13 protein-coding genes are annotated in these 20,464 nt (G+C 60.0%); 5 read left to right on the top strand and 8 right to left on the bottom strand.

The genetic code is table 11. The annotated features are described in order from the left end of the window. Nucleotides 1-148: 148 nt before the first annotated feature. The 5 genes from HMPREF9161_RS07575 to rsmI form a co-directional block, all read right to left on the bottom strand. The gene (locus HMPREF9161_RS07575) at nucleotides 149-931 is read right to left on the bottom strand and encodes a TatD family hydrolase (protein WP_009729088.1); all 783 of its coding nucleotides are present in this window, start codon (nucleotides 929-931) and stop codon (nucleotides 149-151) included. Continuing rightward, nucleotides 928-2,472, bottom strand: coding sequence for a methionine--tRNA ligase (gene metG / locus HMPREF9161_RS07570; protein ID WP_009729087.1), 1,545 nt, complete (start codon nucleotides 2,470-2,472; stop codon nucleotides 928-930). The genes HMPREF9161_RS07575 and metG overlap by 4 nt, the downstream gene beginning before the upstream one ends. 108 nt (nucleotides 2,473-2,580) lie before the next feature. Further along, the gene (locus HMPREF9161_RS07565) at nucleotides 2,581-3,378 is read right to left on the bottom strand and encodes a hypothetical protein (protein WP_009729086.1); all 798 of its coding nucleotides are present in this window, start codon (nucleotides 3,376-3,378) and stop codon (nucleotides 2,581-2,583) included. Nucleotides 3,379-3,392: 14 nt separating this feature from the next. Next, nucleotides 3,393-4,142: a hypothetical protein gene (locus HMPREF9161_RS07560; RefSeq protein ID WP_009729085.1), complete on the bottom strand. Its 750-nt coding sequence runs from the start codon at nucleotides 4,140-4,142 to the stop codon at nucleotides 3,393-3,395. Between the two features lie 44 nt (nucleotides 4,143-4,186). Further along, nucleotides 4,187-5,050 (bottom strand): 16S rRNA (cytidine(1402)-2'-O)-methyltransferase, encoded by an 864-nt coding sequence (gene rsmI / locus HMPREF9161_RS07555; RefSeq protein ID WP_009729084.1) that lies wholly within the window; start codon nucleotides 5,048-5,050, stop codon nucleotides 4,187-4,189. 233 nt (nucleotides 5,051-5,283) lie between these two features. On the opposite strand from rsmI, the gene HMPREF9161_RS07550 reads away from it, so the two are divergent. From HMPREF9161_RS07550 to HMPREF9161_RS07530, 5 genes are all read left to right on the top strand, one after another. Further along, a complete protein-coding gene (locus tag HMPREF9161_RS07550; protein WP_009729083.1) occupies nucleotides 5,284-5,970 on the top strand; it encodes a response regulator transcription factor in 687 nt (228 codons plus the stop codon). Beyond that, nucleotides 5,954-7,390 carry a cell wall metabolism sensor histidine kinase WalK gene (locus HMPREF9161_RS07545; protein WP_009729082.1) on the top strand — a complete coding sequence of 479 codons (1,437 nt, stop codon included), beginning with the start codon at nucleotides 5,954-5,956 and terminating at the stop codon, nucleotides 7,388-7,390. The genes HMPREF9161_RS07550 and HMPREF9161_RS07545 overlap by 17 nt, the downstream gene beginning before the upstream one ends. Nucleotides 7,391-7,477: 87 nt before the next feature. Continuing rightward, entirely contained in the window at nucleotides 7,478-8,326 is an 849-nt protein-coding gene (gene rfbD, locus HMPREF9161_RS07540; protein WP_009729081.1) for a dTDP-4-dehydrorhamnose reductase, read from the top strand. 84 nt (nucleotides 8,327-8,410) lie between these two features. Beyond that, nucleotides 8,411-9,658 carry a serine/threonine transporter SstT gene (gene sstT, locus HMPREF9161_RS07535; RefSeq protein WP_009729080.1) on the top strand — a complete coding sequence of 416 codons (1,248 nt, stop codon included), beginning with the start codon at nucleotides 8,411-8,413 and terminating at the stop codon, nucleotides 9,656-9,658. Nucleotides 9,659-9,737: 79 nt separating this feature from the next. Beyond that, nucleotides 9,738-11,321, top strand: coding sequence for a subtype B tannase (locus tag HMPREF9161_RS07530; protein WP_009729079.1), 1,584 nt, complete (start codon nucleotides 9,738-9,740; stop codon nucleotides 11,319-11,321). Nucleotides 11,322-11,718: 397 nt separating this feature from the next. Here the strand turns inward: HMPREF9161_RS07530 and HMPREF9161_RS07525 are convergent, their stop codons facing one another. From HMPREF9161_RS07525 to rpoB, 3 genes are all read right to left on the bottom strand, one after another. Further along, entirely contained in the window at nucleotides 11,719-12,273 is a 555-nt protein-coding gene (locus HMPREF9161_RS07525; RefSeq protein WP_009729078.1) for a biotin transporter BioY, read from the bottom strand. Nucleotides 12,274-12,509: 236 nt separating this feature from the next. Next, on the bottom strand, nucleotides 12,510-16,505 hold the full coding sequence (gene rpoC / locus HMPREF9161_RS07520; protein ID WP_198002163.1) for a DNA-directed RNA polymerase subunit beta': 3,996 nt from the start codon (nucleotides 16,503-16,505) through the stop codon (nucleotides 12,510-12,512). Between the two features lie 51 nt (nucleotides 16,506-16,556). After that, nucleotides 16,557-20,309, bottom strand: a complete 3,753-nt coding sequence (gene rpoB, locus HMPREF9161_RS07515; protein ID WP_009729076.1) for a DNA-directed RNA polymerase subunit beta — start codon at nucleotides 20,307-20,309, stop codon at nucleotides 16,557-16,559. Between the last annotated feature and the right edge of the window lie 155 nt (nucleotides 20,310-20,464).

Raw genomic sequence — 20,464 nt, 5'->3', positions numbered from 1 at the left:
TCATGAAAAATGGGATATGGGAGCAAATTGATAGGCATTTTCTCATCTCATTCTCCACAATTAGGATATTTCTCCTACAAAAAGCCCCGTTCCCTAGGCTGTTTATCCATGGAACGGGGCCTGTGTTTTCGTGCAAAACAATAGCAAATCAGTTGTTCAATTTTGGATAAAGGCGTATAGCATTCTCCGTCGTATAGCATGCGACCTCTTCGACGCTCTCGCCGCGCACCTCCGCAATCTTTGCCGCAACGTGAACGACGTACGCGGGCTCGTTGCGCTTGCCGCGCAGCGGAACGGGCGCGAGATAGGGGCTGTCCGTCTCGATGAGGAGACGGTCGCGCGGCGCTTCGCGCACGATGTCCGGCAGCTTTGCCGCGTTCTTATAAGTGAGAGGGCCGTCGATGCCGATATAAAAGCCCATCTTCCAGAGCTCCCGCGCCATCTCGAGACTGCCGGAGTAGCAGTGCAGGACGCCCGCGAGGCCCTGCCCCTCCTCCTGCAATATCCGCAGCGTATCGCCGTGCGCCTCGCGGTCGTGGATGCAGACGGGGAGCCCCGCTTCCCGCGCGAGATGCAGCTGCGCCGCGAAGAGCTCGCGCTGCGTGAGCCGTCGGTCGGCGTCTTTCTCCCAATAATAGTCGAGACCGATCTCTCCGACAGCAACAATCTTTGGGCGCCGCGCCCAGGTAAGGAGCTGCGTCCGCATCTCGCGCGTCAAGGGCACGGCGTTCTCGGGATGGATGCCGACGGCGCCGTAGAGCGCGGGATATCCCGTATCCGCCACGACCTGCGCGGACGTCTCCATGGAGTCCCCCATACTGACGATGCGCGTCACACCCGCCGCCGCCGCGCGGACAATCGTCTCCGATAGGTCGTCCGCGAACCTCTCGTCGTAGAGATGCGCGTGTGTGTCGACAAATACGGCGTTCATGCCACTTCAATCCGCGGGAAGAGCTGCTGTGCCGTGCCGACCGTGTGACCGTCCGGCACACTGCCCCAATGCGCGATATCCACGAGCCGCGCCGCATCAAAATCATCCGCAAAGCCAAGCTGCGCATGGATGCGCCGCGCGGTCCCCGGCATGAACGGCGCAACGAGGATACTGATCTCATGCAGCGCCTCAACGAGATGGTAGAGCACGGAGTCAAGCTGCCCCGCCTTCGCCTCGTCCTTCGCGAGCGTCCACGGCGCGGTCTCGTCGATGTATTTGTTTGTGCGCGAAATGAACGCCCACACGGTGCGGATCGCAGGAGACAGCTCCATCGCTTCCATCTGCGCGGTATAGGTCCTCACCGTCTCCGCCGCCATTTCTTCAATCGACGCGTCGAACTCAGTCTGCGCCGCTTCTTTCGTAATCACGCCGCCGCGGTATTTCTCCGCCATGGAAAGCGTGCGGTGGAGCAGGTTGCCGAGGTCGTTCGCGAGATCGGAATTGATGCGGCCGATGAGCGCGTCGCGCGAGATATTGCCGTCCTGTCCGAGCGTAATTTCGCGCAGAAGGAAGTAACGCACGGCATCCGCGCCGAACTCTTCAATGAGGGCGATCGGGTCGACGACGTTGCCGACGGATTTCGACATCTTCGCGCCGTCGACGATCAGCCAGCCGTGCCCGTAGACCATTTTCGGCAGATCGAGGCCGAGCGCCATGAGCATGCAGCCCCAAATAATCGTGTGGAAGCGCACAATTTCCTTGCCGACGAGGTGAACGTCACACGGCCAGTATTTCCGAAACGTTTCTTTATCATGCAGATAGCCGATCGGCGTCAGATAGTTCGTAAGCGCGTCGAACCAGACGTAGACGACATGCTTCGGATCAAACGGCACGGGGATGCCCCAGTCGAACGACGTGCGCGAAACGCACAGATCCTCAAGGCCCTGCTCGATGAAACTGATCATCTCGTTGCGCCGCGACACGGGCCGGATGAAGTCCGGGTGGGACTGAATATAATCCAGCAGGCGATCCGCGTATTTGCTCATGCGGAAGAAGTACGCCTCCTCCGCCACCTCCTGCACGGGACGGTGGCAGTCGGGGCAGTTGCCGTGCTCGTCGAGCTGGAGCTCCGTCCAGTAGCTCTCGCACGGCGTACAGTAGAGGCCCTTGTATTCTCCCTTATAGATATCGCCCTGATCGTAGATGCGTTGGAAGATATTCTGAACCAACTCGTGATGGCGCGGCTCCGACGTGCGGATAAAGTCGTCGTAGGAGATGCCGAGCAGGCGCCACAGCTCCTGGAACCCCGCAACGATGCGGTCGACATACGCGAGCGGCGTGACGCCCTCCTTCTCCGCCGCCTGCTGGATCTTTTGCCCGTGCTCATCCGATCCGGTCAAGAAAAACACGTCGTATCCCGCGAGCCGCTTGAACCGCGCGATCGTATCCGCGATCGTCGTGCAGTAGGCGTGTCCGATGTGGAGTTTCGCGCTCGGGTAGTAAATGGGCGTCGTGATGTAAAACGGTGTATTTTCACTCATGATGATTCCTCTTTCGGTTGATTTTTCCTTCCATACTACCACAGCGGGGCACGGCCCGCAAGGGAGCGGTCTCATTCCCCCAGGCAAAAATACGCTTCATGCCGCGCGTCACACCTTCTTTGCGCCCGCACCCGGCAGGGTCTCTACCTCCACACTCCGCAGCGTCTCATGTACGAGTTCATCGATGTTTTCCGCCGCCGCAGGATAGTAGGCGGTCACCATCCACATGACGGGCTCCTGCATCGCGACGACGGCGATCTCGCGCATATCGCCGTCCTTCGTTCGGACGGTGCTGTCAAATTCCCGTGCAAAATTGCCGAGGTCCGTGCGGTCCTTCGTCTCCATGCTGAACCCGCCGCCGGCGCCCTCCCGCTTTTGACGTGCGGCGTCGGCGAGCATCATAGCGAATCCGTACGCCGATTGGACGATAGATTCCTCGTTTCCGCGCATATGTGCCGCGTAAAAATCCTCGTCCATATGCATACAGGCCACGCAGAAAACGAGAGGCGCATCTTGATTGAACAATATATAAACGTCGAGTTTTTTCATATTCCCAGACCCCTGCACGGGAATCCCCTTTGAGGAGAGATCGAGCCGGTATGGCTTCGTGAGCGCAATCTTCGGCACGAATCGGAGCACGTGCCGATCCGATACAATACGCAAAGGCGTTCCCGCAGGCGCAACGGGAAGGCGCCCGTCGGTACCGGACGGCGCGGGGGCGACGCCATGTCCCTCCCCTATCGCCGCACGGGACGGCGCATCCTTTTCTGCCGCCTTTTCCGCAACGTAAGCGTCAAGATTGGGAACACTTTCCAGCCACGGCGTGCGCACCGCGTTTGCCGTGGGAGGCGCACACACAAGATAGAGCGCCGCCGCGGCGGATAGAATATATCGTATGTTACGCATCGTCGTCCCCTTCGTTAGAGTTTGCTGCCCGAGGCGTCTCCGACGCGCACCGTCGTGAATATGTCGCGCACACGCGCAAGATCCTCCGCCGATGTGCCGACGGGGCAGGACGCCTCGACGGCCCACAGGATAGGATCTTGTGCGATAAAGAAAATATAATTGTGGTCGTCGACCTTCTTTTTATGATCCGTCACATCGTACTCAAAGAGGAGCGCCCCGTCGCCGACCTGTGCCTTGGCGACCGGGATCGCGCTGAACGCGCGCAGCGTCGCCCCCGATTTCGGATCGGCCTCCACGGAGCGCATATGGATGACGTAGTACGCTTGGATGAAACGCATCTCATTGCCGCGCACATGCTGCGCATAATATTTCTCGCCGAATGCGATATGGAACACACCAAACTCGACGCCCCCAGGGATCTCCGTCGTATAGCCGATCGTTTTCGGCGTATCTTTCCCGTCGGATACCGTGTGTTTCTTAAGCGGCGGGAAGGGAATCGCCGAGCGCAGACTAAGAACGCGGTGATCTACCGCCACGCGGAAAGGCTTCTCGGCATTCTTGTCCGCGGCGGGGGCACCGCTTGCGGCGCCTTCGATACCGGGCGCGGATTTTGCATCCGACGCGTCGGATACGTCCGACGAGGCGACAGCATCAATCGCGGGCGCGACCTCCTCTGCGGCGGAACCGTCGGCGAATGCCGCCGTCGGCGTCAATACGAGTGCCGCAAAGATTGCGGCAAATAGCAATGGACCCGTTTTCATCATCAATAATCCTCCTCTTCCTCTCCAAGCGAAAAGCCGCGCCGATTTTATCCGTCGTATGCGGCTGTATTCTCCTCTAAGAGCGCCTTGTAAACGTCGCGCCGCGCAATGCCGAGGTCGCGCGCCGTACGGCGCATGGCTTCCTTCTTATCTATGCCCGCCGCCAAATGCGCCGCATAGAGCGCGTGCAGATCGGGTGTGTCCGCGCCGTTTTCTTCCGCCGCCGCCGCATCCGCCCCCACCACGACGAGGACGAACTCTCCGCGCGGTTCATGTTCCATATAATAGGAAGCGAGCGACCCGAGCGTGGCGCGCCGGAACTCCTCGAACTTCTTCGTGATCTCGCGCGCGGCACATGCGCGGCGCTCCGTACCGAGTTCCTCCGTAAGCGCGGCAAGCGTTTCCCGCAGGCGATGCGGCGCCTCGTAAAAGACGAGCGTCTCGGGATAGGAGCGTACGCGCGAGAGGAGTTCCTTTCGACGCTTGCCCCTGCGCGGGAGAAAGCCGATGAAGGCGAACCGCTCGATCGGCAGCCCCGCGCAGACAAGCGCCGCGAGCGCGGCGTTTGCCCCCGGCAGCGGGGTGACGGGAATCCCCGCCGCAGCCGCGAGACGCGCGAGATCTGCGCCGGGATCCGCGATACCCGGCAGTCCCGCGTCGCTGACGCAGACGATGTTCTTGCCCGCCTTTAATTCTTCAATCAGCAGAGGGCCCTTTTCCGCCTTGTTGTGCTCGTGATAGCTCGTCATCGGCGTGTGAATGTCGTAATGTGCGAGCAGCCCCCGCGTGTGCCGCGTATCCTCCGCCGCAATCCGGTCCGCCGCGCGCAGCGTCTCGACGGCGCGATAGGTCATGTCGCCGAGGTTGCCGATGGGCGTCGCGCAGAGGTAGAGCGTTCCCGTTCGTGTCAAGTACGTTCCTCGATTCTATCTAATCTTAATCTGAGTTATAGCGGACAGGCGCCGGATTGTCAAGCGGAAAACGATCGGCAAAGCGCACGGATTCATTCCCTTAAAACTTAGATAAATAAAGGGCTGAGATATTATTTTTCAATTAAATCCCCCGCTTTCATCTTTTAATTTTTCCGCTCTTCATATATAGTAAGGGCATCAAGTTAAAAAATTAAGATTAGGTGGTGCAGCACATGGATGAAAAGACCCGTGTCCTCATCGTCGAGGACGAGGCCCGCATTGCGCGGTTTTTGCAGATGGAATTGGAGCACGAAGGCTTCGAGGCCGAAACGGAAGGCAATGGAACACGCGCCTACGAGCGCATCATACAGGAAAAATACGATATTATCCTCCTCGATGTGATGCTGCCCGGCATGGACGGCATTGAAATCTGTCGCCGCGTGCGAGAGATCTCGAACGTCCCCATCATCATGCTGACGGCGCGCGATGCGGTCGAAGACCGCGTCGAGGGGCTCGATATCGGCGCCGACGACTACATCACAAAGCCGTTCGCCGTGCCCGAACTGATCGCGCGCCTCAATAACGCGATCCGTCGCCGCGATCTGGCCGAGGGCGACCCGAGCGACCGTCTGACGGTCAAGAACCTCATCATGTTCCTCTCGCGCTATGAGGTGCAGGTGGACGGCGAGATCGTCGCCCTCACCAAGCGCGAATACGATCTCCTCGAATATCTCCTGCGCAACAAGCGCACGGTACTGACGCGCGATCAGATCCTCCAGGAGGTATGGGGCTTCGATTATACGGGAGAGACGAATGTGGTCGACGTCTACATTCGTTACCTGCGTGCAAAGCTGGACGACCGCTTCAACCAGAAGTACATCTATACGGTGCGGGGCGTCGGCTATGTGGTACGCGACTAAGGCAAAACTTGCCCGCTGGATCGACCGATACTTCTACGTACGAATATCCACCAAGATCACCCTGCTGTACGCGGCAATCCTCTTTTTCGTGCTCATACTTTCAACTGCGATACTGGGGGTTGGCGCGTATGTCTATTTTTACCGGCAGGCAGAGGTAGATCTGGACCGCAGCATCCGCCACGTGATGAGCAACATCGAAAACGGTCATGCGACGGATGTGAAGTTCTGGTTCGAAGGCCCCGTGATCCCCGGCGTCATCGTCCGCATCACGGACAGCGACGGGCGCGTCATCCTCGACACGGACGCGCATTTCCCGTCCATTCAAATGATTGAGGAAAGCCGTATCGCAACGCCGTTTTGGGCAAACCCGGAGATGGAGGTCTCGTCGTTCCGCAACGGCGCGGTCTACCATGCGACACGCGACGTGACATACGGGGGTGTGCCTTACCGGATCCACTTCTTCCGCACGATCACGACGGAAAAGGACTTTTTCTACTCTCTGCAGCGGCTGATCTTTTATACGGTCGCCATCTGTTTTGTGCTCGCGCTTGTCGCCGGGCACTTCCTCAGCAATCGTATCTTAAAGCCCATCCGTGAGATCACGTGGACGGCGCGCAGCATCGAGGTGGAGCGCCTCGGCAGGCGGCTCGACGTGCCGCGCGCGCGCGATGAGCTTTCCGAGCTCGCTCGCACGTTCAACCGCATGCTGGACCGTCTGCAGGAAGGCTTTACGCAGCAGCAGCGTTTCGTCTCGGATGCCTCGCACGAGCTGCGTACCCCGCTCACGGTCATCCTCGGCTACTCGGATATCCTCTCGCGCTGGGGCCGCGAGGACAAGGCGACCCTCGAAGAGGGCATCACATCCATTCGTTCGGAAGCGGAGAACATGCAGCAGCTCATCGAAAAGCTCCTCTTCCTCGCGCGCGCCGATCAGCGCCGATTGGCGTTCAACGGCGAGGACGTGGATCTCGCCGCTCTGCTCGCCGACACGATGGAGAAGATGCAGACCGTAACGACCTCGCACGAGGTGACCCTCGGCAGGAACGATCCCGCGATCGTCTACGCCGACCCCGTGCTCCTGCGCCAGCTTTTGCGTATCTTCCTCGAAAACAGTGTCAAATACACGCCGGCAGGCGGCCACATCAGCGCCTCCTCCATTCTCTCAGCCGACGGCAAAACCATCGACGTGACGCTTGCGGACGACGGCATCGGCATCGCGCCGGAGCATCAGCCGCGTATCTTCGACCGCTTCTACCGTGTCGATTCCTCGCGGACGAAAGAGACGGGAGGCTCCGGCCTGGGCCTTTCGATCGCGCGTTGGATCGCCGATCGACACAACATCGAGATCCTCCTCGAGAGCGCGGTAGACCGCGGCACAAAGATCACGCTGCGCATCCCGGTCTTACCGCCGGAGGCTTAAACGTATACGACGGCGCCGCCCACACACATGACGGGCGGCTTTTTTTATGCTACAATGGAGAAAAACGCACGGAAAGGAGGGCTTCTTATGAAAATTCTCATCACCGGAGCCACCGGTCAGCTCGGCGCCGATTGTCTCGAGGAGTGCAGGGCACGCGGACACGAGGTGTACGGCGTCTCCTCACACATGTTCCCGCTCTCCGACGAGAGCGCCATGCGCGCGGTTCTCGACGAGTTCGAACCGGACGCGATCCTCCACGCCGCAGCCTACACCGCCGTGGACCGCGCGGAGGACGAACCCGATCTCTGCCGCCTCGTCAATGCGGCCGGCACGGAGATCCTGGCGCGGCTCGCACAGGAACGCGACGTCAAATTCCTCTACATCAGCACGGACTACGTATTCCCCGGCACGGGCAACGCCCCCTATGAGACGGATGCCCCCACGGGACCGCGCAATGTCTACGGCGCATCGAAACTTGCGGGCGAAGAGGCGGTGGAAGCGCGCCTCGAACGCTTTTTCATCGTCCGCATCTCATGGGTATTCGGCGCACGCGGCACGAACTTCGTCAAGACGATGCTGGAGCTTGCAAAGACGCACAAGAGCCTCTCTATCGTCGCCGATCAGGTCGGCTCCCCGACCTACACACGGGACCTTGCCCCGCTCCTCGCCGATATGATCGCATCGGAAAAGTACGGTCTTTATCATGCGACTAACGAGGGGTTCTGTTCGTGGGCAGAGTTTGCGGCCGAGATCTTTCGGACGGCGGGAAAGGATGTCGCCGTCACCTCCGTGCCGAGCCGCGCGCATCCGACGAAGGCCGTCCGCCCAAAGAACTCGCGCCTCAGCAAGAGGAGTCTTGACGCGGCGGGATTTGAGCGCCTTCCTCCTTGGCAGGACGCCGTCGCACGTTTTATCGCCGAACTTGGACAAGGATAAGGTATACAGCCCCGTTATAGTGACAAGGCTTTCAAAGTCTGCTATAATGGGGCATATTTTTCTACGTCCAAAGGAGGAGTTTTCTTGCTCAAGAGCATCAGCCGCAAGTACCGCGAGACGGCGCTGATCAAACTGATCGCGGTCGGACTTATCGTCGGCATCATCATCGCTCTCTATGCGCCCGCTATGATCCCTGCGGTCTCCGTACTCGGCGACATCTTCGTCCGCGCCCTCAAGGGGGTCGCGCCGATCCTCGTCTTCGTCCTCGTCATGAACGCGATGGCACAGCGTACTGTAGGTGCGGGCGCCGCGCTGAAGCCCATTGTCCGGCTTTACCTCATCGCGACATTCCTCGCCTCGGTCGTTGCCGTGGCGTTCGCCTTCCTCTTCCCGACGCAGCTGCATCTCGTTGTTGCCGACGCATCCGTCGCGCCGCCGAGCGGCATCGTCGAGGTCATTCACAACCTCATTCTCAACATCGTGGATAACCCCCTGCACGCGATCGCAAATGCAAACTACATCGGCATTCTCGCCTGGAGCATACTCGCCGGCATCGCGCTGCAAAAAGCAAGCCCGACGACGAAAAATACCGTACGCGACTTTGCCGTCGTCATGACGCAGATCGTCCTGTGGGTCATTCGCTTCGCTCCGTTCGGCATCATGGGGCTTGTCGCGGACGCTGTCGGTACGAGCGGCGTGGACGCCCTCATCAGCTATCTGCGGCTGCTCGCCGTACTGCTCGGCGCCTTCTTCTCCGTGGCGCTCATCATGAACCCCATCATCGTCTGGCTGCACATTCGCCGCAACCCCTTCCCGCTCGTCCTGACGACCCTGCGGGAAAGCGGCATCTACGCGTTCTTCACACGCAGCTCTGCGGCGAACATTCCGGTCAATATGGAGCTGTGCAAACGTCTCGGCCTAAACCCGGAAGTCTACTCCATCTCCATTCCGCTCGGCGCGACCATCAACATGAGCGGCGCCGCGATCACCATCGCGATCCTCTCGCTCGCGGCCGCTTATACCCTCGGCATCCATGTGGATCTGCCGACCGCCCTCCTGCTCTGCCTCATCGCCACTGTCGGCGCATGCGGCGCCTCGGGCGTTGCGGGCGGCTCGCTGCTCCTCATCCCGGTCGCCTGCTCCTCGTTCGGCATCAGCAACGACATCGCCATGCAGGTCGTCGGCGTGGGCTTCATCATCGGTGTCTTGCAGGACTCCTGCGAGACCGCGCTGAACAGCTCCACCGACGTTCTCTTCACCGCGACGGCAGAGTTTGCCGACCGCGCGAAAGCCGGAACGCTGAGAGCGGAGGATATGACGCCGAAAAACTAAATCTATGGTATAATAAGGAGGATACGGTGCTGCCCGTATCCTCCTTATTATTTTCTCCCATGATAGAAAGGTGATTGCCGTGAACAATCTACAGCTGATCCGTGTCGGTGTTCTCAGCGCTTTATTGAGCTGCACCTGCGCGGGAAATACGTCGGCGGCTCCGATTTCCGGCACCGCAGGGACGGATACCGCACCGGCCGCCGCGTCGAGCGTGCCGACACTTATCTTTAACGGCACAAATTATACGGATGAAGTGCTGTCGCTCAACGGCACGCCTGTTGCATTCCGTGCATACCGCAATATTCCCTATGTGTCGAACCCCAAAGATATCGCACATCAGCGTATAAGCATCTTCATTCCGGCCGCATATCTGACCGGCGGCACGGTAAACGGTTATACCGCGGCAACTGCTCCGATCTTTATGCCGAATGGTGTCGGCGGCTATATGCCGGGAGAGATCGAAGAGCCGCAGGAAAAATCACGCATGTCAGGTGCCCCGAACGCAGCACTCACCGCACTTTCCCGCGGACTGGTGGTCGTTGCTCCCGCAATACGGGGGCGTACAAATACCGATGCACAGGGCGTATATGTCGGCAAAGCGCCCGCGCTCATTGTGGATTATAAAGCCGCCGTCCGCTATCTGCGCTACAACGCCGCACGTTTGCCCGCGGGAAATACGGAGCGGATCATTTCAAACGGAACGAGCGCAGGCGGTGCATTGTCGGCACTTCTCGGTGCAACAGGCAACAGCTCGGACTACACTGCGGCTCTTGCCGAGATTGGTGCGGCAGGTGCACGAGACGATATCTTTGCCGCCAGCTGCTACTGCCCCATTACCAACCTCGAACACGCCGACATGGCATACGAGTGGATCTTTTCGGGCATCAACGAGTACCATCAGGGAGCTCCCGCCTCTACCCCGAACGCGGAGAATCAAACAGCCTCCGAGGTCTCAAACCGACCTGCAAACGCCCCCACAGAAACCTCATCTGCAGCACCGATGACCACAGATCAAATCGCAGCCTCTGCACGCTTAAAAAAGGACTTCCCCCGCTACCTCAATAGTCTCAGGCTGAAAGATGCCGCCGGCAACGTGATGCAGCTGGGCTCTGACGGCACGGGCACCTTTGCGGAATACATCAAAGGGCTTTACCGTACCTCTGCACAGTATGCGGTCGACAATAACGCCTCCTTGGACGGCGCCGATTGGTTTACCGTACAAAACGGCTGCGTTACAGACGTCGATCTTGCCGCATATGCGCGCTGGGCAACGCGTCTTAAAGCGACCCCTGCCTTTGATAAATTCGATCTTAGTTCCGGCGAAAATGATGAGTTCGGCACGGAGACAAACCGCCCCCGTCACTTTACCAAGTTCTCACGGAAATATGATTCGACGCACGGTGCACTCGCTCCGGCAGCGGATATCCGTATGTTAAACCCGCTGAACTATATCGGCGCAAACGGCGTGCGAGTCGCACCGCACTTCCGTATTCGGCACGGCGCCAAGGATCGCGATACAGCGCTCCCCATTCCTGCCGTTCTTGCCCTGCGCCTCGCCAATGCAGGCACTGATGTGGACTTCGCCGTCCCATGGGGATACGGTCATGCCGGCGATTACGATCTGGACGAATTGTTTGCATGGATCGACCGTATTTGTAAATAAAAACGGCATCAAAAAATCCCGGCATACGATGGCAACGTATACCGGGATTTTTGATGCCGTATGGCAGTCCGGGCTGCTATTCATCAGCTGCGTTTTTGAAATGGTAAAGCTAGGTGCGAAAATCCCACATGATACCACACCTAAGTGACGCGGAAGTTTGGATGCAGACAAGGAACAAGAAAAATACAAGCGAAGGCGTAGAAAAAGCTACTACGAGCGCAGTATTTTTCGCAGTGACACAGTTATGCGCCAAAATCCCGCGTCATGCCGTAAATTGGGTGACGCGCAAGCTTGGATGCATAGCTAGGCATGAGGAGAACGCGAGCGACGGCGTAGTAAAAAGCTACTCCTAGCGAAGCGTTCAACGAATAACGACGCTAGGCGCCAAGATCGCGCGTCACATATATCGGAGGCGGCGATTGAGCGATCCCCCCACCCCCGCCGCTGCCGCCGCCTTGATCATATCGCCCGGCACATACTGTGCGAGCGCGCCGAATGCGGCGGCGATGCCGGCGAATTTATCCCCGAAAAGGACGACGAGCCAGAGTGTCGCAAAGATATAGGTTACGGGAACGCTGACGAGAACGGCGACAACGGCATAACGTCTGAACGAAGGCGTACTCCCTTTGAGGAAACTCATCAGCGTATAAGCAACGAGGAACCCGAGAAAAAAGCCGCCGCGCGGACTAAAGATAATAGCCAGCCCCCCGACCCCGCCCGCAAAGACCGGCAGCCCGACCGCGCCGAGCAGCGTATAGCCGATGAGGACGACCGCCGTCTGCCCCGGCGTCAGGACGAGCGCCGTAAGGCACAGCGCAAAGGTCTGCATCGTGAGCGGCGCCATGAACGGCACGGGGATCGCGATGTAGGCGCTGACGCAGATGAGCGCAATGCAGAGCGCCATCCGCGTGGTATTGCGAATTGAAAAGAATTTTTCATCGTATTGTGACATAAAAATTACACTTCCTATCTATAATTCTTTCGCTATTTTACACACAAAAAAAGAGGACGTCAACCGATTTTTACATCAGTGTTGACGTCCTTTTCTATTGCAATCTCAGTGACGCGGAAGTTTCGACGCATAGCAAGGAATTGAGGCGAACGCGAGGAAGGCATAGATGCAGCCTACGTCGACGAAGCGTTCGGCGATAATGACGATGCTAGGCGCGAAAATCCCGCGTCACCTTGTTAATTACTCAGATGCTCCAGCCGCGACAAATCCACCTCTTCGTATACCTCTTCCTCTTCTTCGATCTCCTCCGCCACAGGCTGCGGCGCGTGGTCGATGATGTCGAGGTTGCGGTACCGGGTCATACCCGTGCCTGCGGGGATGAGTTTGCCAATGATGACGTTCTCCTTGAGCCCGACGAGCGGGTCGATTTTCCCTTTGATCGCCGCATCCGTGAGGACGCGGGTCGTCTCCTGGAAGGAGGCCGCCGAAAGGAAGGAATCCGTCGCGAGCGAAGCCTTCGTGATGCCGAGCAGGATGGGCTTTGCCACGGCGGGTTCGCCGTCCTCCTCGATGGCCTTGGTATTGGCCGCCTCGAACGCGTTGATCTCGATGTATTCGCCCGGGAGGAAGTCGGTCGTGCCGGCCTCCTCGATCTTGACCTTGTGCAGCATCTGCCGCACCATGACCTCAATGTGCTTGTCGTTGATCTCAACGCCCTGCGACTTGTAGACCTTCTGCACCTCGTAGACGAGGTAGCGCTGGGTCGCCTGCAGACCGCAGACGCGCAGGATATCGTGCGGGTTGATGGAGCCCTCCGTGATCTTATCGCCCGGTTTTAGTTCCGCACCGTCGCGCACGGCCATGCGCGCGCCGAACGGCACCGTGTATTCGCGCGTCACGCCGTCCGCAGACGTAATCGTAACGGTGCGCATCCCCTTGCCCGTATCCTCGACGGTCACGACGCCCTCGTTTTCCGCGATGATCGCGTTGTGTTTGGGCTTGCGCGCTTCGAAGAGCTCCTCAACGCGCGGCAGACCTTGGGTGATATCGTCGCCCGCGACGCCGCCCGAGTGGAACGTACGCATCGTAAGCTGCGTGCCCGGTTCGCCGATGGACTGTGCGGCAATGATGCCGACGGCTTCGCCGATCTCGACCTCGGCCTGGTTGGCAAGGTCGCGTCCGTAGCACTTCATGCAGACGCCGAACTGCGATTTGCATGTCAAAACGCTGCGGATGGAGACGCGTTTGCGTACGCCTTCGATGCGTTTTGCAAGCGCTTCGTCCACAGGGTCGTTGACGGAGGCGATCTTCTCGCCCGTTGCCTCGTCTACGATGTCCTCCGCGAGGACGCGTCCGACGATGCGGTCGGCGAGCGACTCGATAACGCCCGCGCCTTCGGTGATGGCCTCGACCTCGATACCGCGGACATTGTTGTTGCGGATGTAGAGTTCATGCACCTCGGAGTCGAGCACGGCGTCGACCAGCTTATCCGTGAGCATGGTTCCCTCTGCCGCAAGCACGGTGCCGTCGTCCAGGATCACATCCCGCACGACTTCCTTTCGGCTGAGTTCACGCACGACGGCCGCATGGGCTTTCTTGCGTTTCTTCGCATCGGGTTCGCCGAGCGTGATGCTCTCGGTAATCATCGCATTGCTGACGGCACCCTCCACGTTGACTGAGGAGCCGCGCACCATAATCTCGCGGATGTCGAGCTCGCCGACGGTCTCAAGGACCTCGTCGCTGAGCACGGTGTCGCTCGGATAGAGGAGTTCTTTCGTCTCAGGATGATAGATCGGCGCTGCCAGCAGACGCCCCATCAGGCTCTCCACAAGGAGTTCCAGCGCGTCGAACGCGGATTCCGCAAGCCGCGCGCGCACCTGCATGAGGTTGATTGCGGAGACGTCGCAGTCCTCTTCGCGAACGATGACATCCTGCGCGACGTCCACGAGACGGCGCGTGAGGTAGCCCGAGTCCGCCGTACGCAGCGCCGTGTCGGCAAGCCCTTTGCGCGCGCCGTGCGACGAGATAAAGTAATCGGAAACGGTGAGTCCCTCGCGGAAGTTCGCCGTAATCGGCAGGTCGATGATCTTGCCCGAGGGGTCGGCCATGAGGCCGCGCATGCCCGCGAGCTGGCGCATCTGCTGCTTGTTGCCGCGCGCGCCGGAGTCCGCCATCATGAAGATGGGATTGAACGGATCCATGTTTTCCATCATGGCGTCCGCCACATCGTCCGTTGCCTTCGTCCACAGCTGGACAACCTTCTTGTAACGTTCGTCCTCGGTGATGAGACCGCGTCCGAACTGGCGCTCCACCTTGTTGACGCTCGCCTGTGTGGCTGCAATGATGTCCTTCTTCTTCGGCGGAACGATGACGTCTGAAACGGCGACCGTCATGCCCGCGATGCAGGCATAGTGGTAGCCGAGATTCTTCACATGGTCGATGACCTCGGCGGTCTTGGTCGCGCCGAAGTGATCGTAGCAGTTTGCAACAAGCTTGCCGAGTTCCTTCTTGTTCATGAGCACGCCGAGGCTCCACTCGCCCGTCTCCGGATCCCGGCGGTACTGACGCAATTCCTCGGGCAGGATCTCGCTGAAAATAAGGCGGCCGAGGGAACTCCGAACGAGGCCGTAACCCTCGACGCGCACACGGATCTCCGCCTGCAGATCGAGGCTCTTCTGCTGATAAGCAAGCAGGGCTTCCGATGTGCCCGTAAAGACCTTGCCCTCGCCCTTCGCGCCCGGTTTGAGCTTCGTGAGGTAATAAGAGCCGAGCACCATGTCCTGTGAGGGAACGATGATGGGCTTGCCGTCCTTCGGCGCAAGGATGTGGTTCGCCGCGAGCATGAGCACGCGCGCCTCGGTCTGCGCCTCTGCCGAGAGCGGCAGATGGATCGCCATCTGGTCGCCGTCAAAGTCCGCGTTGTACGCCGTACACGCGAGCGGGTGCAGTTTCAGCGCGCGCCCCTCGGTCAGCACCGGTTCGAAGGCCTGAATGCCGAGGCGGTGCAGCGTCGGCGCACGGTTGAGAAGCACGGGATGCTCTTTGATGACATCCTCGAGCACGTCCCAGACCTCGGGACGCGCGCGCTCAACCATGCGTTTGGCCGACTTGATGTTGTGCGCCGCGCCGTCCGCCTGCAGTTTTTTCATGACGAACGGCTTGAAGAGTTCGAGCGCCATCTCCTTCGGCAGGCCGCACTGATGGAGTTTCAACTCCGGCCCGACGACGATAACGGAGCGCCCGGAGTAGTCCACGCGCTTGCCGAGCAGGTTCTGACGGAACCGCCCCTGCTTGCCCTTGAGCATGTCCGAGAGGGACTTGAGCGCGCGGTTGCCGGGTCCCGTCACGGGGCGGCCGCGGCGGCCGTTGTCGATGAGCGCGTCCACCGCTTCCTGCAGCATGCGCTTCTCGTTGCGCACGATGATGTCGGGCGCGCCGAGGTCGAGCAGGCGCCGCAGGCGGTTGTTGCGGTTGATGACGCGTCGGTAGAGGTCGTTGAGATCGGAGGTCGCGAAACGGCCGCCGTCAAGCTGCACCATCGGGCGCAGATCGGGCGGAATGACCGGCACGACGTCCATGATCATCCACGACGGGCGATTGCCGGATTTCCGGAACGCCTCGACCACCTCGAGGCGGCGGATCGCGCGCACTTTCTTCTGTCCAGACGTTGTCCGCACGTCGTTCCTCAGCTGTTCGCTCATGGTCTCGAGATCGAGTTCCTCGAGCAGTTCCTTGACCGCCTCCGCGCCCATGCCGACGCGGAAGGTATTGCCGTACTTCTCGAGGGCGTCGTGATATTCGCGCTCGGAAAGCAGTTCCTTTTTCTTGAGATCCGTTTCACCCGGATCCACGACAATGTAATATGCGAAATAGAGGACCTTTTCGAGCGACCGGGGCGAAATGTCGAGAATCAGCCCCATGCGGCTCGGAATGCCCTTGAAATACCAGATATGCGAGACGGGCGCGGCGAGTTCGATATGCCCCATGCGCTCGCGGCGCACCTTCGCGCGCGTCACCTCGACGCCGCAGCGGTCGCAGACGACGCCCTTGTAACGGATGCGCTTGTACTTGCCGCAGTGGCATTCCCAGTCGCGTGTCGGCCCGAAAATGCGCTCGCAGAAGAGACCATCGCGCTCAGGTTTGAGCGTACGGTAGTTGATGGTCTCGGGCTTTTTCACCTCGCCGTGCGACCACTCACGAATTTTATCGGGGGAAGCGAGTCCAATCCGCATTGAGTCAAAATTGTTTACATCCAGCAACAGATGCCACTCCCTTCCTATGAATCAGAATTCCGGATCGTCCTCGTTCGGCGTGTCGATGCTCTCGAGACCGTCGCTTAAGATCTCATCCATATCGCCTTCGAGTTCTTCGTCCGCGCCGTCGATATGCGCGATAATGTCGTCATCCGTCACATCGCCTTCGCTCTCCGGCTCATCCCCCTCCTCGTAAGTCGGAGGCGGGGGCGCGGCGCCGTTTTCGTCGACGCCCTCCACATCGAGATCGAGGGAACGCGCCTTCTCGTTGATATCCTCGTCTTCTTCGTCGCGGATGGCAATTTCCTTCGCATCCTCGTTGAGCACCTTGATATCGAGACCGATCGCCTGCAGTTCCTTGATGAGCACCTTAAAGGACTCGGGAACGCCGGGTTCGGGGATGTTGTCGCCCTTGACGATGGATTCGTACGCTTTGACGCGTCCGACAACATCGTCGGACTTCACCGTCAGGATCTCCTGCAGCGTATATGCCGCGCCGTAGGCCTCGAGCGCCCAGACCTCCATCTCGCCGAAACGCTGACCGCCGAACTGCGCCTTGCCGCCGAGCGGCTGCTGCGTGACGAGGGAATACGGTCCTGTGGAACGCGCGTGGATCTTATCGTCCACAAGATGATGCAGTTTCAGCATGTAGACGCAGCCGACCGTAACGCGGTTCTCGAACGGCTCTCCCGTGCGTCCGTCATAGAGCACGGTCTTGCCGTCCTCCGGCAGTCCCGCCGCGCGGATCGTGCCGAACACGTCGTCGTCTCCCGCGCCGTCAAAGACCGGGGTCGCGATGTGAATGCCCGCCTCATCCGGCTTCGGCATCCCGTTCACGTCAAAGTTATAGCCGGCCTTACGGAGGTCTCCCTCCACCGTCGGGTCACCGTCTTTAATACGCCGGCCGAGCACGCGGCACGCCATACCGAGATGCGTCTCGAGCACCTGCCCGATGTTCATACGCGACGGCACGCCGAGCGGGTTCAGAACAATGTCGACGGGGGTGCCGTCCGGCAGGAACGGCATATCCTCCTGGCGCATGATGCGCGAGACGACGCCTTTGTTCCCGTGGCGGCCGGACATCTTATCGCCGACCGAGATCTTGCGCTTCTGCGCGATGTAGACGCGCACGAGGCGGTTGACCCCCGGCGGCAGTTCGTCATTGTTCTCACGCGTGAAGATCTTCACGTCGATGATCTTCCCGCCCTCGCCGTGCGGCACGCGCAGCGAGGTATCGCGCACCTCGCGCGCCTTCTCCCCGAAGATCGCGCGCAGGAGCCTCTCCTCCGCCGTCAGTTCCGTCTCGCCCTTCGGCGTGACCTTGCCGACCAGGATGTCCCCGGGACGCACATCCGCGCCGATGGAGACGATGCCCTCCTCGTCGAGGTCCTTCAGCGCTTCCTCGGCGACGTTCGGGATATCGCGCGTGATCTCCTCGGGGCCGAGCTTCGTATCGCGCGCGTCGCATTCATATTCCTCGATGTGGATCGAGGTGTAGAGATCCTGCTTGACGAGATTCTCGCTGAGGAGAATCGCGTCCTCGTAGTTATAGCCTTCCCACGGCATATAGGCGACGATGATGTTGTAGCCGAGCGCGAGCTCGCCGTTGTCCGTCGACGGGCCGTCCGCAATGGGCTGCCCTTCCGCGATCTTCTCCCCCGCATAGACCAGCGGACGCTGGTTGATGCAGGTCGCCTGGTTCGAGCGGACAAATTTCTGCAGTTTATAGGTATCAAACGTACCTTCATCCGAACGGATGGTAATCGCGTCCGCCGCAACTTCCGTCACCTCGCCGCCGCGGCGCGCGAGCACCATGACGCCCGAGTCGCAGGCGGCCTTGTACTCCATGCCCGTGCCGATGAGCGGCGCCTGTGTCCGCAGGAGCGGCACGGCCTGACGCTGCATGTTTGCGCCCATGAGCGCGCGGTTCGCATCGTCATTCTCCAGGAACGGGATCATCGCCGTCGCGATCGAAAAAACCTGACGCGGCGAAACGTCCATATAGTCCACGCGGTCGCGCGCGTGCAGCCCCGTTTCCTCGTGGAACCGCGCCGTGACGCGCTCGTTTGCAAAGTATTCGTTCTCATCGAGCGGCTCGTTCGCCTGCGCGATGATGAGTTCGTCCTCCTCGTCCGCCGTGAGGTAACGCACCTCGTCCGTCACGCGCCGGTTTTCCTTGTCCACGCGGCGGTACGGGGTCTCCATGAACCCGAACCGGTTGACGCGCGCATAGTTCGCGAGCGAGCCGATCAGGCCGATATTCGGACCTTCCGGCGACTCGACCGGACACATGCGGCCGTAGTGCGAGTTGTGGACGTCGCGCACCTCGAATCCCGCGCGTTCGCGCGAAAGGCCGCCGGGGCCGAGCGCCGAGAGGCGGCGCTTATGCGTCAGCTCCGAGAGCGGATTGTGCTGATCCATGAACTGCGAGAGCTGCGAGGAGCCGAAGAACTCCTTCACCGCCGCCACGACGGGGCGGATGTTGATGAGCCCCTGCGGCGTAATGCTGTCCGTCTCTTGGATCGTCATGCGCTCGCGCACGACGCGTTCCATACGCGAGAGGCCGATGCGGAACTGGTTCTGCAGCAGTTCCCCGACCGCACGCACGCGGCGGTTGCCGAGATGGTCGATGTCGTCCGTATTGCCGAACCCGTCCATGAGGCCGAGCAGATAGCTGATCGACGCCATCACATCCTCGCGCGTGATCGTGCGGTACTGATAGTCGCGTGTCGGCGTACAGAGCATACGGTAAATCCCCCCGTCCGGCTTCTGCACGTTGAGCACGACAAGCTCGCCCTCGCCAAAGAGCGCCGTCTCGCGCTCCTCGCTCACGGCGTCCACCATCTCCGGCGTAATCGCCTCGCCTTTCGGGAACACGATTTCCCCCGTCTCTTTATCCACAACGGGTTCCGCGAGCACCTTGCCGAGCAGGCGGCGGCGCCAGCCGAGCTTTTTCGTGAGTTTATAGCGCCCGACCGTCGCAAGATCATAACGCCGCGAGTCAAAGAACAGCACCTCGAGGAGCTGCCGCGCGTTGTCCTCGTTCGCGGGTTCCCCCGGACGCAGGCGCCGGTAGATCTCGATCACCGACTTGCCGCGGGACTTCACCTCGTCGGTATCGCGCTCAATCGTCGCGAGGATACGCGGATCGTCGCCGAAGAGCGCGCGAATCTCTCCGTCCGTCTCGTAACCGAGCGCACGGATGAGGTAGGTGACGGGCATTTTGCGCGTACGGTCGATGCGCACGGACACAACGTCGTTCGCATCCGTCTCGAGCTCGATCCACGCGCCACGGTTCGGGATGATCGTCGCGTTATAGAGTTCCTTGCCCGTCGTATCGATTTCCACACCGTAATACGCGCCGGGCGAGCGCACGAGCTGGCTGACGATAACGCGCTCCGCGCCGTTGATGATGAACGTGCCCGTATCGGTCATGAGCGGGAAATCGCCCATGAACACTTCCTGTTCCTTGATCTCCCCCGTCTCGCGGTTGACGAGCCGTACGTTCACGCGAAGCGGCGCGGCATACGTTACGTCACGCTCTTTACACTCGTCGAGATCATACTTCGGCTCGCCGAGCGCAAACGACTCGAAGGAAAGGATGAGATTCCCCGAGAAGTCCTGAATGGGCGAGATATCGTGGAAAATCTCCCCGAGTCCCACATCGAGGAACCACCGGTAGCTCGACCGTTGAATATCGAGCAGATGCGGCATCTCCATAACTTCCTTGATGCGCGCATAGCTATACCGGGTGCGACGGCCGACCGACACAGGATTGAACATGAACGCTGTCACCCTTTCGCTGGATTATTATTGATGGAATCCGGACGCGGACACTTTTCTATAAGGACACAAAAAGAACAAGGCAACCGTTCGATCCCTTGCTCCTATGGAAGCGCCCGCTGCCGGGCACTCCCCCAAATCCTTTCTAAAAAAGC

Source organism: Selenomonas sp. F0473 (assembly GCF_000315545.1).
In the GTDB taxonomy this organism is placed as follows: Bacteria; Bacillota; Negativicutes; order Selenomonadales; family Selenomonadaceae; genus Centipeda.
Note: the sequence above shows the minus strand (reverse complement) of the source record. Positions and strands in the feature narration are given on the sequence as shown.